Genomic DNA, 14,077 nt, shown 5'->3' with positions numbered 1-14,077 from the left:
CAGACTGGAGTCACCGTGATCTTCATCGTTGTGAAGTTCGACGTCCTCGACGAGCACAAGGACAACTGGCTCGAGATCACTCGTGAGTTCACCGACGCGACGAGAGCCGAACCCGGCAACCTGTGGTTCGAATGGAGCCGCAGTGTGGACGATCCCGCGCAGTACATCCTGATCGAGGCGTTCCGAGACGGACAGGCCGGCGCCGAACACGTCGATTCCGCACACTTTCGAAACGGCCTGGACGCGATGCGCCCGATGCTGCGGGACACCCCGCACATCATCAACACCGAGATCCCGGGTGTCGACTGGTCACGCATGGGCGAACTGGAGATCGAACAGTAACCCGGTCGAACTCTCCTCGCGCTGCTCGGTGCGGGGGCTGAGCGTCACCCGACGAGCCCGGCGATCCCCTTCACGACGAACAGGGCCCCGAAGCCGAAGAACACCGCGAGGCCGATCCCGCGGTCGTGCGCGACCATCCACTGCTTGACCCCGGCCAGCACGGTTTTCGCCCGTTCCCCGAACGCGACGTAGATGCCGATCGGGATCAGGAAATCGAGGGCCGCGGCCAGCAGGAGCAGCACCGTACCCGCCACCGCGACACCGACGGACGTGTCCGCCGACGCGATCACGGTCATACCGGAGATCATGATCGCGAGATTGGGATTCACGACGGACAGGGCCGCACCCATGACGAACGCGGTGCGCGGTTTCGCGTTCGCGAGCTGCTGCATCCACTCCGGTCCGGTGTCCGACGGGGTCCGTTTCCGCAGGGCCTGTGCGACACCGAAACCGAGGAAGATCACGCCGACGGCGAGGCCCGCCCAGTGGGTGACGTTCCCGGTTCGTTCCTGCCCGGTGGCGCCGCCGAGCAGTGCGGCGATACCGATCGCGGTGTAGGCGATCATGAATGACGTGCAGAACGACCACGCGTTCGCGAGTGGTCGTTTCGTCTGCAGCAGTAGGACACATCCCGCGATCGCGGCGGGGGTGACGACCATGCCCGCGATCTCGGGCAGCAACTGCAGGATCAGCTCTCCCATGGATCGAGTCGACACGCCGATGCCGGCACGGTCCTCACCCGTCGAGCATGAATCCTTGTTCGTACCGCTACCGGTTCGTGGATGCACGGCTCTCGATGGCGGCCACCGCGTCCTCGACCCGGTCGAAGTAACGCTCGGCCCCGTGCTCCGTCCACCACGGCGTCATCCGCAGTTTCGGCTGTTCCGATTCGGGGAGGTCCGCGAGATACACCGTGGCACCGGCGTCGGCGAGTTCCCCGATCATGTCCCGGGACTGGTCGAGCACGGTGGTCGACACCTTCCACGCCCTGGAGACGTCGAGCACCACGGTCGTCGCACCCGATTCGAGTGCGCGTCTGCGGATCGCGTCCATGGTGGCCCGGACACTGGCGGTGTACAGGGCCGAGTTGATGCGCAACACGAGCAGGTCGGTGGGGATCGTTGCGGCGTCCTCGGGCCCGGCCCGCAGACGGCCGTGTTCGTCCGGGACCAGTTGCACGACGTGCGGCCGATTCAGTTCCCGCAGCACGAGATACAGGGTGAGGATGACCCCGACAGCGACGGCGACGAGCAGTCCGGCGACGAGTCCGACGAGTGCGGTCGCGAGCGCGATCCAGAACTCGATCCGGTTGAAGCGCCAGTATCGGGCGAGCGATCCGAAGTCGAGGAGCCCGAGGGTCGCGACCACCACCATCGCCCCGAGGGTGGCCTGCGGCAGGTCGTCGAGGACGGGGGCGAGGAACAGGGCCACCGCAACCGCGAGGAGGGCGGTGACGATGCTCGCGGCCTGGGTCCGGCCTCCGGCCCGCAGTGCGACGGCGGTCTGCGAGAAGCCGCCGGCCGGGGGCAGTGTCTGGAAGAACGATCCGGCCACCGATGCCATGCCGTTGGCGAACAGTTCCTGGTTGCTGTCGATCTGCGGTTCCCCGGAACGTCGCACACCGCGGCCGACGGCGACGGTCTCGAGGAACGCCATCACCGCGATCGCCAGGGCACCCGGCAGCAACGCACCGACGTCGCCGAGAGACGGCAGCCCCGGAAGCGGAATCCCTTGCGGGACCGGATCGATCAGTGCGACACCGTGCCCGTCGAGGTTCGCGAAGGCGACCAGCGCGATCCCGACCGCGACGACGACCAGCGGCCCGGGAACCCAGGGCACGAACGTCGCGATCACGTACAGGGCGGCGATCGATCCGGCAGCCAACAGGACCGTGGCCGGGACGGCGTCACCGAGCTGCCGCAACGCCGACCAGAGCACCGCGAAGAACCCTGTCGCGTCCGGATCGGACGGCACCCCGAGCAGCTTCGGTAGCTGACCGGCCGCGACGGTCAGACCGACACCGACCTTGATCCCGGACAGCGTTGCCTCGCTGATGTTCTCGATGATCGAGCCCAGTTTGAACAACCGTGCCGACAGCAGGATCACCCCGACGAGCAGGGTGAGGGTCATGAGCGACGACAGTGCGTCGTCCGACCCTGCCGCGATCCCGGCACCGATGAGTGTCGACGCGGTGAGTGTCGCGATGGTGGACGTGGTGCTCACGCTCGTGGTGCGCGACCCGCCGAGCAGCGCGTACACCACCATCGGCACCATGCACGTGTACAGGCCGATCTGCACCGGCATGTCGGCGATCGTCGCGTACGCCATCGCCTGCGGCACCACCACCGCACCCGCGCTGAGGCCGGCGACGACGTCGGCGCGCAGCCACGACACCCGATAGCCGACGAAGGTCGGCGCGAACACGGTCATCGTCACTCCTGTCCGGGCACGAGTGGGAACACCGTCGCCCAGTCGTCGCGGATGCTCACCGTGGTCCAGCCGTTCGCTGCGGCAGCTTTCAGCGCGGCCTCGGCCCCGGTGTCGTAGGCGAACTCCCGCTCCGCGTCGTCGTGCCGGATCAGCAGGCGGAGCGCATCTGCGCGCGCGAACTCGAACATGGGCACGTCACCGTTCGAATTTCCGCCCACCAGAAGAGGTTTACGTCCGATCCGACTCCAGATCCGGGCCGGTTTCTCGGGTCCGTCGTCGAAGAATGCCATCTCGGGGGCGTAGGTGAGTGCGCCGTCTGTGTAGCGGAGGCCGAGGCTGCTGCCGATGATCCGTTCGCGGGGGATCCGGTACAGCGCATCCCCCGCGGGCCGCATGAAGTCCCGGTCTCCGCCCGATGCGATGTACGTCGTGAAACCGTGCGCTTCCAGGAAACGCAGGAGCTCCACCATGGGGGCGAAGACACAGTCCACGAGGGGCCTGTCCAGCACGGGATGCGTTGCGGCGTACAGGAAGTTCCGGGCCTGGTCCGTGTAGGCCTCCACCTCGCGTCCTGCCGAGGCGCGAGCGACCGCGGACATCAGTGTCTTCATATCCGAGTCGTCGCCGGCGTAGTGCTTGTCGACGGCGGCGGCGAGCCACCCGAGATCGTGCTCGACGACCGCCTTGTACGGCTGCCGTGACGCCAGCGACGGATCCTGGTCCGCCATCGCCGACCACTGCGCGAACACGAACAGCATCTGCACCTGGACCGGTTTCTCGGTCCACAGGGTGCCGTCGTTGTCGAACACCGCGACCCGGTCCTCCCGCGGGACGCCGTCGGCGTCGACGCGGTCCACGAAGCTGACGATCGCGTCACGTGTGGCGCCGTCACGCCACGACGGCAGTGGGATCGTCGACATCATGCCTCCAGGTCTCGGTCCGCTCCGCCGAACCCGTGCGGGGTTACGCCAGCAGTTTCGCTTTCGCAGCAGCGAATTCGTCGTCGGACAGGGCACCGGAGTCGCGCAGTTGCTGCAGTTGCTGCAACTTGCCCACCAGGTCGTCCCCTGCCGGCGCGGGTGCGGGCTGCGGTTCCTGGTACACCGGCGGCACGCTGCGCTCCTGCCATTGCGCGGCCTGCTGCTGCTCGTAGGCCTGTTGTTCGGCGGCACGCTGCTGTGCCCGCCGGTTGACCGCGTTCGATGTGGCGGTCGCGGTTCCCGCGACCACCGCAGATCGGGCGATCGTTCCCAGCAGTCCGGGCCGTCCGATGCGGCCGCTCCTGAAGACCATTCGCTCTCTCCTGTCTAGACGGCGGCCTCGACCGCTCGTTCCAACACGTCCCGGGGCACCTGGACGTGAAGCGCCACCTCGCCGCCCTGTTCCCGGACCCGGGCGGCCAGCCTGCGCGCCCAGGTCTCCTCGTAGACGATCAACGCCGCCGACGTGCCCGGCTCGAGGGAATCGCGGACGAGCTGGAGGTCGTCCTCGCTGATCAGCGCGGTGGCCTCGAGAGCGAGACCCGCCAGTCCCACACCGGCCAGGTCCTCGTCGACGTCGACCTGCGTGACGGTCCCGTCCACATCCTTGGCCAGATAGACGAGGTCGAGGACGGTGATCTGCTGCCGTGCGGCGACAGCGGCGATCTCGTCGACGACGGCCGGATCGATCCGCGTCCCGGGAAAAGTCAATGCCACGAATTCGACCGGCCCCCAACTGGACAGGACATCGTCACCATTCGTCATCGCCGTCACCTCTCGCCGCGGATTCGTTCGCCCAGTATCGGCGCACCCGGCTCGCCTGTCTGCACCGAACGCCGGAGAACGAGCAGTTTCACCCGTTCCGGGTGAAAGGTGCTACCGGGCCGGGTTCGGCCCAGGCGTCCCGGGATTCCGGGGCCGTGCCGCCGCGGCCGTACCCGAGAGAAGTGACACGATCGCCATTCCGACGACGAAGTAGATTGCGGCACTGCAGATTTTGGAGCCGATGTCGGCAGTGGTGGTGAAGGGCCACAGTGCTGCCAGGATGGTGGCGAGGACGCCGATCCAGACGAAGAAGTTGGTGGCGCGTGGGGTGGTGAGGATGAGGATGTGCAGCAGTGCTGTCGCGACGAGGGCCGCGATTGCCGCGTATACCGCCACGATTGCCGCCTGTGAGTTTCCGAATGCGGCCGGCGGCACGGTCACCGGAATGTCGAGCAGGTCGCGGACGATTGCCAGTCCGACGACGGCGGCGAGTGCGGCGACGAGAGCGGTGGCGATGCCTCCGGTCCACAGTTTCCTGGGGTCGACGGACTGTTCCGGCAGGGCGTCGTTCCGATAGTTGCTCATCGTTACTCCTTCCGACCGTGACGGTCGATCCGTGTGTGTTCTCCTACCAGTGCGTCGTCGACGGTGCCGAACACGGCTAGGGGGTCGGCGTCGGTCGTGTCGTCGAGCACGTCGCGCACCTGACCGATGTCGTGGGCGATGCGCAGTTCGATTCCTCTGCGTTGCAGCATGTTCTGGAGCTCGACGAGCATGTGGGCAGCGCTGACGTCGATGAACGGCATGGTTTCGGCGTCGATCACCACCACCTGTGTGGTGTCGGTGCACAGCGATTCGACGTGCCCCTTCACGTAGTCCGCGTTGGCGAAGAACAGTCCGCCCTCCACCCGGACCACGACGACGTCGTCGCGCACCGCGGCCCGGGGGTGCCGGTCGGTGTCGACCCAGATGGCGTTCTCCTCCCCCAGTACGGCCACGTTGGGGCGCGCGGACCGGTAGAGCAGCAGCAGCATCGAGACGCCGATACCGATGACGAGACCCGGCAGGGTGTCGAACAGCAGTACCCCGAGCATCGCCGCGATCGCGGCCGCGAAGTCGGCGCGGGCGGCGAAACCGTAGATGCTGCCGAGCCGGTGTGTCCACACCCGGTACAGCCGGCGCAGCGACGCGAAGTCGACCAGTTCGATCACCGCGGCGATCACGACTGCGGCGAGGGTGGCCTCGGGCAGTTTCTCGAACAGGCCGGTGAGGAACAGCAGGGTGACGACCGTCAAGGCGGCCACGATCAGGCCGCTCACCTGGGAGCGGGCGCCGGCGGTGCCGTTGACGGCGGTCTTGGACAGGCTGCCGTTGACGACCATCCCCGACGACAGTCCGGCACCGAGGTTCGCAGCTCCCAGGCCGAGGAGTTCCCGGTTGGCGTCCACCTCGTAGCCGGCCTTGGCGGCATAGGTTTTCGCGGCACCGAGTCCTTCGGCGAAGCCGATCAACAGCACCCCGAACGCGGGTCCGGCCAGGTCGTAGTAGTCGTGCCAGGTCCGGCCCTCGGGGAGCCCCAGCGACGGCAGTCCGGCGTCGATGTGGCCGACGATGTCGACGCCGTGCCGGTCCAGCGAGAACACGCTCACCGCGAGAATGCTCAGCAGCACCACCACGAGAGACCCCGGCACGAGCGGCAGCCATCGTTTCAGCACCAGTACGAGCACGACGCTGACACCACCGACGGCGAACGTGGCCCAGTGCGTGTCACCGAGTTTCGTGACGACGCCCCAGGCCTGTTCGAAGAAGTTTCCGTCGGATTTCTCGACACCGAACAGTTTCGGGACCTGCCCGACGACGATGGTCAGTGCGAGTCCGACGATGAACCCCTTGAGCACCGGCTCCGAGATGAAGGCCGCGGCGAACCCCAGGCGGCACAGGCCCGCCAGCAGTCCCGCGATGCCGGTGACGATTGCCAGCACGGCGGTCAGCGTCAGATAGTGTCCGCCGTCCGCGCCCGCCACCGGTGCCACGATCGCCGCGGACAGTGCGGCGGTCGCCGACATGGGCCCGACCACCAGGTGCCGTGAACTGCCGGCGGCCGCGTACAGCACCAGCGCCGGCACCGCGGCGTAGAGGCCGACGACCGGCGTGACACCGGCGATCGTGGCGTACGCGAGCGATTCCGGTACCAGCACCGCCCACACCGTCAGGCCGGCCACGATGTCGGGGCGCAGCCAGCCCCGCTGGTACCCCTGCAGCGAGGCGAACAGCCACCATCGCCGCGTCCTGTCACCTGTTCGCGAGTCGGCCACCTCCCGATCGTGACCGGCCCGCGAGGTTCCGGCTTCACCTCACACGGGTGAGGCGCAGACCGGTGCTCGGCTCCGACGATGGGATTCCAGACGTGTGCGAGGCGAAGGAGCCACTGTGTCCAAGGAATTCAAGGGCAGAATCGAACTCGATGTCCGGGACTCGGTTTCGGACTGGGATGCGTTCCTCCCCGAGAAGCCGCCGGCCGGCGCACCGAACGTGCTCGTCGTGCTGTACGACGACACCGGTCAGGCGTCGTGGTCGCCGTACGGCGGGCGGATCAACATGCCGACGATGGACCGGCTCGCCGCGAACGGTCTCACCTACACGCAGTGGCACACGACGGCGCTGTGTTCGCCGACCCGGTCGACGTTCCTCACCGGACGCAACCACCACCTGAACGGGTTCGCGACGATCTCGGAGTCGTCGACCGGGTTCCCCGGATACAACTCGCACATTCCGCCGTCGAACGCCACGATGGCGAACGTGCTGCGGGACGCCGGCTGGGCGACGTTCTGGGTGGGCAAGAACCACAACATCCCGATCGACGAGTGGACGGCGGGCGCATCGAAGAAGAACTGGCCCCTCGCGCAGGGGTACGACCGCTTCTACGGGTTCGTGGGCGGCGAGACCAACAACTGGTATCCGTCGCTCGCCGAGGACAACCACTACATCGAGCAGCCGTACTCCCCGGAGGAGGGCTACCACCTGTCGAAGGATCTCGCGGACCAGGCGCTCAAGATGATCCGCGACGTCAAGCAGACCGAACCGGACAAGCCGTGGTACCTGTGGTTCTGCCCGGGCGCGAACCACGCCCCGCATCACGCGCCCGAGGAGTACATCGCCAAGTACAAGGGCATGTTCGACGACGGCTACGAGGCGTACCGCGAGTGGGTGCTCGGCCGCATGATCGAGAAGGGCATCCTCCCGGAGGGCACCGATCTCACCCCGCTGAACCCGATGCCCGACGGCACGTTCTCCGCGTCCGACGAGGTCCGCCCGTGGGCCGAGTTGAACGACGAAGAGCGGCACATGTTCTCGCGCATGGCGGAGGTGTTCGCCGGTTTCTCCGAATACACCGACGCCCAGGTGGGCCGGATCGTCGACTATCTCGAGGAGTCGGGCCAGCTCGACAACACGCTGATCGTCTACTGCGCCGACAACGGGGCGTCGGGAGAGGGCAGCCCCAACGGTTCGGTCAACGAGGGCAAGATCTTCGGCGGCTACCCCGACGACGAGGCCGAGAACCTTCGTATGGTCGACAAGCTGGGCAGCCCGGACACCTACAACCACTACCCGACGGGGTGGGCGGCGGCGTTCTCGACGCCGTACAAGATGTTCAAGCGCTACACCTATCAGGGCGGCGTCTGCGACCCTCTGGTCATCTCGTGGCCGGCCGGGATGAAGGCGCGCGGCGAGATCCGCCATCAGTACCACCACAGCACGGACATCGTGCCGACGATCCTCGAGGCGTGCGGTGTCGAGTTCCCGGCCACCTACCACGGTGTGGAGCAGACCCCGCTGTCCGGCGTCTCGATGAAGTACTCCTTCGATGCGCCGGCGGACGGTCCGACGGCGAAGGAAACCCAGTACTTCGAGATGTTCGGCCAGCGCGGGCTGTGGCATCAGGGGTGGAAGGCCGTCTCGATCCACGGCCCCACGTCGGGTATGGGCAACTTCGACCAGGACGAGTGGGAGCTCTACCACACCGACGTGGACCGCGCGGAGGCCCACAACCTGGCCGCCGAGCACCCCGACAAGCTCGAGAAGCTCAAGGCGCTGTGGCTCGAGGAGGCGAAGACCAACAACGTGCTGCCGCTCAACGATCTGCAGATCATCGGCAATCCGAAGGACTTCGAGACCTTCCTCTCGATGGAGTTCCACCAGCCGGTGCCGCCGAGCGGCCAGTACGTGTACTACCCGGGCACCAGTGAGGTCCCGGAGCGGTCGGCAGCCAACACCCACGGCGTGTCGTACAAGATCCTCGCCGAGGTCGATCTCACGCCGGACTCGCAGGGGGTGATCTTCGCGCACGGTTCCCGGTTCGGTGGCCACTCGCTGTTCATCAAGGACGGCACGGTCACATACGCGTACAACTTCCTCGGCATCCCGCCCGAGGACCGCATCTCGGCGCCCGTTCCGACGTCCGGCAAGCACATCATCGGTGTCGAGTTCGTCAAGGAAGGCCTGGGCCGGTACCGCGAGGGCGTCGGCCCGTTGAAGTTGTACATCGACGACAAGCAGGTCGCCGAGCAGAAGATCCGCACGGTGCTCGGGCACTTCTCGCTGTGCGGTGAGGGGCTGTGTATCGGCTACGACAGCGCCGACCCGGTGTCCAGCGCCTACCCCGAGCCGCGTTTCGAGTTCCGCGGCGGCGAGATCGCGAAGGTGATCTTCGACATCGCCGACGACGCGTACATCGACGCCGAGGCGCACCTGGCGGCCGCCATGTCGCGAGACTGATCGTTCGAGGAGCGCGAACCGCCTGTCCGCGTTACGCTTTCCCACGCGGCAGGCGGCTCGCCCGGTTCGGGACCGGGCGACGATTACTCGCAGCACGGGGAGGCATGTCGGGTGTCCATCGTCGAATACTCGGAAAGTACTACGAACACCGGCATTCCGGCGTTACGCTGCGATCGGGTGGTGCCGAGGCGGCGGCTTGCGGCCGTCCTGGATGGGGCGCTGGACAATTCGTCCGACCCGCCACCCATCGCGCTCGTGTGCGCGCCGGCCGGATCGGGGAAGACGACGCTGCTGGCGGACTGGGCGCGGACCGTGTCGGAGCAGTCGGTGGTCGTGTGGGTGACCGTCGGTGACGCTACCGATCCGCGTCCGCTGGGCGGGCTGATCGCCCGCTCCTTGGAGGGAACAGAACACGGTGGTCCCCAACAGTTCCCGGAATCCGTGCAGAGCCCGGCCGAACTGCTGGCCGGTGCCGGGGGCCGGGTGTGGATCGTCCTCGACGATGCCCACCACCTGCAACACCCGGACGCGCTGTCGGAGCTCGAGACCCTCATCCGCACTGCCCCGAGAAATGTTCGAATCGTGGTGTGCGGCAGGTTCGAACCACCTCTCGCACTGCAGAAACTCCGGCTCGACGGTCGCATCGTCGACGTCACGTTCGACGATCTGGCGTTCACGTCCGACGAGGCGGAGATCCTGCTGGCCGAGCACGACGTCCGGCTCGCGGCGGACGATCTGTCGGCGTTGATGTCCCGTACCGAAGGCTGGGCCGCCGGCCTGCGGCTCGCCGGGATGTCCCTGGAGAACCACCCGGATCCGGCGCGGCTGATCGAGGAGTTCACCGGGTGCCGCCGGGCCGTCGCCGACTATCTCATCGAGCAGCTGCTGGACGACCTCCCCGTCCGCACCCGGGACTTCCTGGTGAAGACGTCGGTACCGGCCACGTTCACGGTCGGTCTCGCGGAACAGTTGACGGGCGACACCGACGCGCACACGATCGTCGAGCAACTCGAGCATCGAAATTTCCTGATCGGACGGATCGAGGGCTCCCCCACCCGGTTCCGGTACCACCCGCTGCTGCGCAGCTATCTGCGGGCGGAGATCGGCCGCCTCGGCCGCGACGCGGTCACCGAACTCGAGCACGTCGCGGCGCGCTGGTATGCGCAGTTCGGCGAGGCCCTGCTGTCGCTCGAGCATGCCGTCGCCGCGGACGATGCCGCGGACGTCACGTTCGTCCTGCAGGAGTCCGGGCTCGCGCTGGTCCTGGACGGGCATGCGGCCGCCGTCGAGCGGCTGCTCGCGGGCGCGTCGGCCACGGTCCGCGAGCAGCCGATCACCCGGATCGTGCGCTCCGCCGCCCACCTGCACGCCGGGACCGCACCGATGGCGGCCGAACTACTCGACGACGTTCCCTCCGGCACGACACCGGAGGCCGGCGGCGGGTACACCGAGGCGTTCGCGAGTGCCGTCCGACTCCACCTCGCGGTCGACCACGGTCAGGTGCCGGCGGCGCTGGAGCAGGATGCGACGATCCGGCTCTCGGGTGATCCGACGTTGGCGTCGTACCGGTCGCTGCAGCGTGGTCGCGCTCGACTGCAACTCGGGTTGCTCGATCATGCGGAGAAGAATCTGCGGCACGCTCTGGCGTGCGCCCGCGCCGGCGGCTCCGTCGGCACCGAACGTCGGGCGCTGGTCGAGCAGGCGGTGCTGCACCTGTGCCGGGGCGAGCTCACCGCGGCCCATGCCTGCGTGACCGCGGCCGGTGAGACGGCGTCGGATCAGCGTGTCCCGGAAGACGATCGCCGTGCCGCGCTGGCCGACGCGCTCGGCAGCTATCTGCGCAACGATCTGTCCCGGGCCGTCGAGATGGCGTCGGCGTCGATCGACACGGTGCACGGCCCGGGCGACCCGTCGGCGTGGGAGAGCACGTTCGCGGCGGCCCTCTACCGGATCGACGTGGCCGAGAACCGGCGGGCCGCGGTGACGGCGTTGCATTCGATCGCGTCCACCGCACCGCAGCCGGCCCGTCCACCCGGGCTCGTCGCGGTCACGCTGCCGTCCACACTGTTCGCCTACCTGCACGTCGGTGAGACGACGTGGGGCCGCGAGTGGGCGGATTCGGCGACGGCGCTCCTGGGGCGGACCGGTGACACCGTGCTCCTCGAGGCGATCCTGTGTCTGGGGGCGGGGCATCTCGACCGTGCCCGGACGGTGCTGCGGCCGGTCCTGGACGGCGACCTCGGGTGCGCGGCCGCCACCAGTCTCGTCACGGCGTGGCTGGTGGACGCCGAGATCGCGCGCCGCCGCGGTCACGACTCGCGCGCCCACGATTCGCTGGCGGAGGCGCTGCGGGCCGCGGAGCCCGAGCAGATCCTCCGCCCCTTCCACGACCTGACGCAGTCGACACGAGAACTGCTGTCCGCCAGTGCCGGTCGTTTCGGTTCGCTCGACGCGTTCGCCGGATCGGTTCGGGATTCCCTACCGCGGGTGCCGGCCACGACAGCGGAGAACCTGACCCGGCGCGAACTCGAACTGCTCGCGGAACTTCCCACGTGGCGTACGGCCGAGGAGATCGCATCCGACCTGTGCGTGTCGATCAACACCGTCAAGACGCACCTGCGCGGGATCTACCGCAAGCTGGGGGTGTCGACCCGGCGTGAGGCCGTGCTCGCAGCACAGAGCAGCGGTCTTCTCTGAGTATCGGTTTCACCATCGACGGGTGAGGTGCCCTCGCTTCCGCCGGGACATCCTCGAAGGGCGGGTGCGGGGCCCGCAGTCCGTACCCGAACTGTCGAGGGAGCCGTGATGGCCGAGACCGAGCCGAGCTGGTCGGCGCACGTGCGGTACGCGTTCCTCGTCGGCGGCGAACTGTCCGAGCGGGCGCTGGCCGCGTTCCCCGAGCTGCAGGTGTCGGACACCGTTCCCGCGTACACGACGTTGTACGGACCGGTGCGCACGCCCACGGAGCTGCGCGGCATGCTCGCCCGGTTCGACGCCCTCGGGTTGACGGTCGTCGAGATGCGCAGGCTCCCCGACTGATTCGCTGTCACTCGGGGCGTTCGACCAACCGCACCAGACGATGCTCGGCGGCCGAGAACGCCCGGACCGTCGATTCGCCGACGGTGTCGGTGGCCGGGTAGATCTCGAGTGCGATGCCCTGCGCCGCCAGGCGTTCGTCGTCCCAGTAGCCGGCAGCCGCCTCGCTCACCCCACTGAGATACAGCCGTCCCCCGACGGCGTCGAGGCGTCGCGCATAGTCCCGGACGACACTGAAGAACGTGGCGCCGAACGTGATCCGCCCCCGCAGACGCAGGATCACCTCGGGGTGCGCGGCCTCGGACGGGTCGGGCAGCCGGGCCTGGAGGGTGCGGGCGCCGGCGTAGAAGAGGCTGCCGTACACGTCGAGTACCGCGATCTGTCCGTCCGCGAGGGTGCGTGGGGCGGGCTGTTCCCGCAGCGAACCGTCCTCGCCCGGCACGAGCTCGACGACCGAGAGGTCGACCGCCTCCTGGTTGAGTTGCAGCAGCAGCGACAGCGCCACTCCGATCCCCACTGCGGCGGTCACCGGGAGCAGCAGGGTGGCCACGAACGTCGTGACGAGGGCGATCTGCGATGTCGGCCCGCTCTGCAGGATCGTCCGGATCCGACCCGGGCGGATCGACCCGGCGGCCGCGAACACCAGCACGGCCGCGAGGGTCGGCATCGGCACCTTGCCGACGAGACCGGAGAACGCCACCAGGACGGCCACCATCCAGATCCCGGACCAGATCGCACCCCAGCGGGAGCGTGCCCCCGCGGTCTCGTTGAGGGCGGTCTGCCCCACCGATCCACCGACCGGCATGCCCCCGAACAGGCCCGATGCGAGATTGCCGACGCCCTGCGCGGAGAAGTCGACGTCGGCGTCGGCGCGGCTCCCGTCCCGGTTGGGTGCGGCCTCGGCGACACCGGCGCCCTGTACCAGCACGATCACCGCGACCGCGACCGCGCCGCCGGCCAGTTCGGGGGTGAGCAGGGTGAGATCGGGCAGTGCGGGCAGGGGGATACCGGTGGGGATCGAGCCCACGTCGGACACTCGTGCGACGGAGTCCCAGCCGAAACCGATCACGATCACGCTCGGCACGATCAGCGCGACGAGCGACCCGACCAGGGCCAGCCGGGTGCGGGCCAGCACCACGATCAGCAGCAGCGCGGTTCCGCCCGTGACGACGGCGTGCCAGTCCATGTCCGACGGGTGGGTGACGGCGCCGACGAACGTGGTGAGCGCAATCGAGCCGTGGGCATCGGCGCCGGTGAGGTCGGCGAACTGGCCGAGCACGATGTTGACGGCGATGCCGGTGAGGAACCCGGTCATCACCGAGTGCGACACGAATCTCGTGTAGCGGCCGAGTTTCAGCAGGGCCGCCGCGATCATGACGAGCCCGGCGACGAGGGTGAGCAGGATCAGTGCCGCAGACCTGTCGGCGTCGGGGACGTCCTCGATCGCCGACCCCGCGGCCAGTGCTGCGGCACTGGTGGTGGTGACGACCATGAGTTTCGTGCTGGTCTGCATGCCACCGAACAGGGGGCCCGCGAAGCTCGCGTACAGGCCGTGGACGGGGTTGACGCCGGCGAGGACACCGGAGGCCATGCCGTCGGGGACGCTGCTGATCGCGCCGGGGATCCCGGCGACGAGGTCAGCTTTCAGCGATGCTCGCGGCGGGAGCCGCGATCGGGCCCAGCGCCGCAGTCCACCTCGCACGTCGACCATGCGCGCAAGTCTCGACGGCTCCGTCGGCGGTGTCCTC

12 protein-coding genes are annotated in these 14,077 nt (G+C 68.3%); 4 read left to right on the top strand and 8 right to left on the bottom strand.

Features of this window, described 5'->3' with window-relative positions; translation table 11 throughout:
• The first annotated feature begins 15 nt into the window (after positions 1-15).
• Positions 16-342, top strand: coding sequence for a putative quinol monooxygenase (locus tag Q5696_RS02295; protein ID WP_305093628.1), 327 nt, complete (start codon positions 16-18; stop codon positions 340-342).
• A 44-nt stretch (positions 343-386) separates the two neighbouring features.
• Here the strand turns inward: Q5696_RS02295 and Q5696_RS02290 are convergent, their stop codons facing one another.
• The 7 genes from Q5696_RS02290 to Q5696_RS02260 all read right to left on the bottom strand — a co-directional run bounded on the left by Q5696_RS02290 (position 387) and on the right by Q5696_RS02260 (position 6,832).
• Positions 387-1,043 (bottom strand): GAP family protein, encoded by a 657-nt coding sequence (locus Q5696_RS02290; protein WP_305093627.1) that lies wholly within the window; start codon positions 1,041-1,043, stop codon positions 387-389.
• Positions 1,044-1,110: 67 nt separating this feature from the next.
• The gene (locus tag Q5696_RS02285; protein WP_305093626.1) at positions 1,111-2,772 is read right to left on the bottom strand and encodes a SulP family inorganic anion transporter; all 1,662 of its coding nucleotides are present in this window, start codon (positions 2,770-2,772) and stop codon (positions 1,111-1,113) included.
• A gap of 2 nt (positions 2,773-2,774) precedes the next feature.
• Entirely contained in the window at positions 2,775-3,692 is a 918-nt protein-coding gene (locus Q5696_RS02280; RefSeq protein WP_305093625.1) for an HAD family hydrolase, read from the bottom strand.
• 43 nt (positions 3,693-3,735) lie between these two features.
• Positions 3,736-4,065: an SHOCT domain-containing protein gene (locus tag Q5696_RS02275; RefSeq protein ID WP_305093624.1), complete on the bottom strand. Its 330-nt coding sequence runs from the start codon at positions 4,063-4,065 to the stop codon at positions 3,736-3,738.
• Positions 4,066-4,079: 14 nt separating this feature from the next.
• The gene (locus Q5696_RS02270; protein WP_305093623.1) at positions 4,080-4,517 is read right to left on the bottom strand and encodes a DUF6325 family protein; all 438 of its coding nucleotides are present in this window, start codon (positions 4,515-4,517) and stop codon (positions 4,080-4,082) included.
• 111 nt (positions 4,518-4,628) lie between these two features.
• The gene (locus Q5696_RS02265; protein ID WP_305093622.1) at positions 4,629-5,102 is read right to left on the bottom strand and encodes a DUF6069 family protein; all 474 of its coding nucleotides are present in this window, start codon (positions 5,100-5,102) and stop codon (positions 4,629-4,631) included.
• Positions 5,103-5,104: 2 nt separating this feature from the next.
• Positions 5,105-6,832 (bottom strand): SulP family inorganic anion transporter, encoded by a 1,728-nt coding sequence (locus Q5696_RS02260; RefSeq protein ID WP_305093621.1) that lies wholly within the window; start codon positions 6,830-6,832, stop codon positions 5,105-5,107.
• Positions 6,833-6,947: 115 nt separating this feature from the next.
• On the opposite strand from Q5696_RS02260, the gene Q5696_RS02255 reads away from it, so the two are divergent.
• The 3 genes from Q5696_RS02255 to Q5696_RS02245 all read left to right on the top strand — a co-directional run bounded on the left by Q5696_RS02255 (position 6,948) and on the right by Q5696_RS02245 (position 12,332).
• Positions 6,948-9,293 (top strand): arylsulfatase, encoded by a 2,346-nt coding sequence (locus Q5696_RS02255; protein ID WP_305093620.1) that lies wholly within the window; start codon positions 6,948-6,950, stop codon positions 9,291-9,293.
• A 177-nt stretch (positions 9,294-9,470) separates the two neighbouring features.
• On the top strand, positions 9,471-11,990 hold the full coding sequence (locus Q5696_RS02250) for a winged helix-turn-helix domain-containing protein (protein WP_305093619.1): 2,520 nt from the start codon (positions 9,471-9,473) through the stop codon (positions 11,988-11,990).
• Between the two features lie 108 nt (positions 11,991-12,098).
• A complete protein-coding gene (locus tag Q5696_RS02245) occupies positions 12,099-12,332 on the top strand; it encodes a DUF8691 family protein (protein ID WP_305093618.1) in 234 nt (77 codons plus the stop codon).
• Positions 12,333-12,339: 7 nt separating this feature from the next.
• On the opposite strand, the gene Q5696_RS02240 is transcribed toward Q5696_RS02245, so the two are convergent.
• Positions 12,340-14,040 carry a SulP family inorganic anion transporter gene (locus tag Q5696_RS02240; protein ID WP_305093617.1) on the bottom strand — a complete coding sequence of 567 codons (1,701 nt, stop codon included), beginning with the start codon at positions 14,038-14,040 and terminating at the stop codon, positions 12,340-12,342.
• Positions 14,041-14,077: the final 37 nt, after the last annotated feature.

Origin of the sequence: Prescottella sp. R16, assembly GCF_030656875.1 — a bacterium.
In the GTDB taxonomy this organism is placed as follows: Bacteria; Actinomycetota; Actinomycetes; order Mycobacteriales; family Mycobacteriaceae; genus Prescottella.
The sequence above is the reverse complement of the archived record's forward strand: the minus strand, read 5'-3'. Positions and strand labels throughout refer to the sequence as shown.

What these genes read in the sequence shown, in the direction of transcription:
- Q5696_RS02290 (WP_305093627.1), bottom strand. Translation starts at nt 1,043, where the DNA reads ATGGGAGAGCTGATCCTGCAGTTGCTGCCCGAGATCGCGGGCATGGTC.
- Q5696_RS02285 (WP_305093626.1), bottom strand. Translation starts at nt 2,772, where the DNA reads ATGACCGTGTTCGCGCCGACCTTCGTCGGCTATCGGGTGTCGTGGCTG.
- Q5696_RS02280 (WP_305093625.1), bottom strand. Translation starts at nt 3,692, where the DNA reads ATGTCGACGATCCCACTGCCGTCGTGGCGTGACGGCGCCACACGTGAC.
- Q5696_RS02275 (WP_305093624.1), bottom strand. Translation starts at nt 4,065, where the DNA reads ATGGTCTTCAGGAGCGGCCGCATCGGACGGCCCGGACTGCTGGGAACG.
- Q5696_RS02270 (WP_305093623.1), bottom strand. Translation starts at nt 4,517, where the DNA reads ATGACGAATGGTGACGATGTCCTGTCCAGTTGGGGGCCGGTCGAATTC.
- Q5696_RS02265 (WP_305093622.1), bottom strand. Translation starts at nt 5,102, where the DNA reads ATGAGCAACTATCGGAACGACGCCCTGCCGGAACAGTCCGTCGACCCC.
- Q5696_RS02245 (WP_305093618.1), top strand. Translation starts at nt 12,099, where the DNA reads ATGGCCGAGACCGAGCCGAGCTGGTCGGCGCACGTGCGGTACGCGTTC.
- Q5696_RS02240 (WP_305093617.1), bottom strand. Translation starts at nt 14,040, where the DNA reads ATGGTCGACGTGCGAGGTGGACTGCGGCGCTGGGCCCGATCGCGGCTC.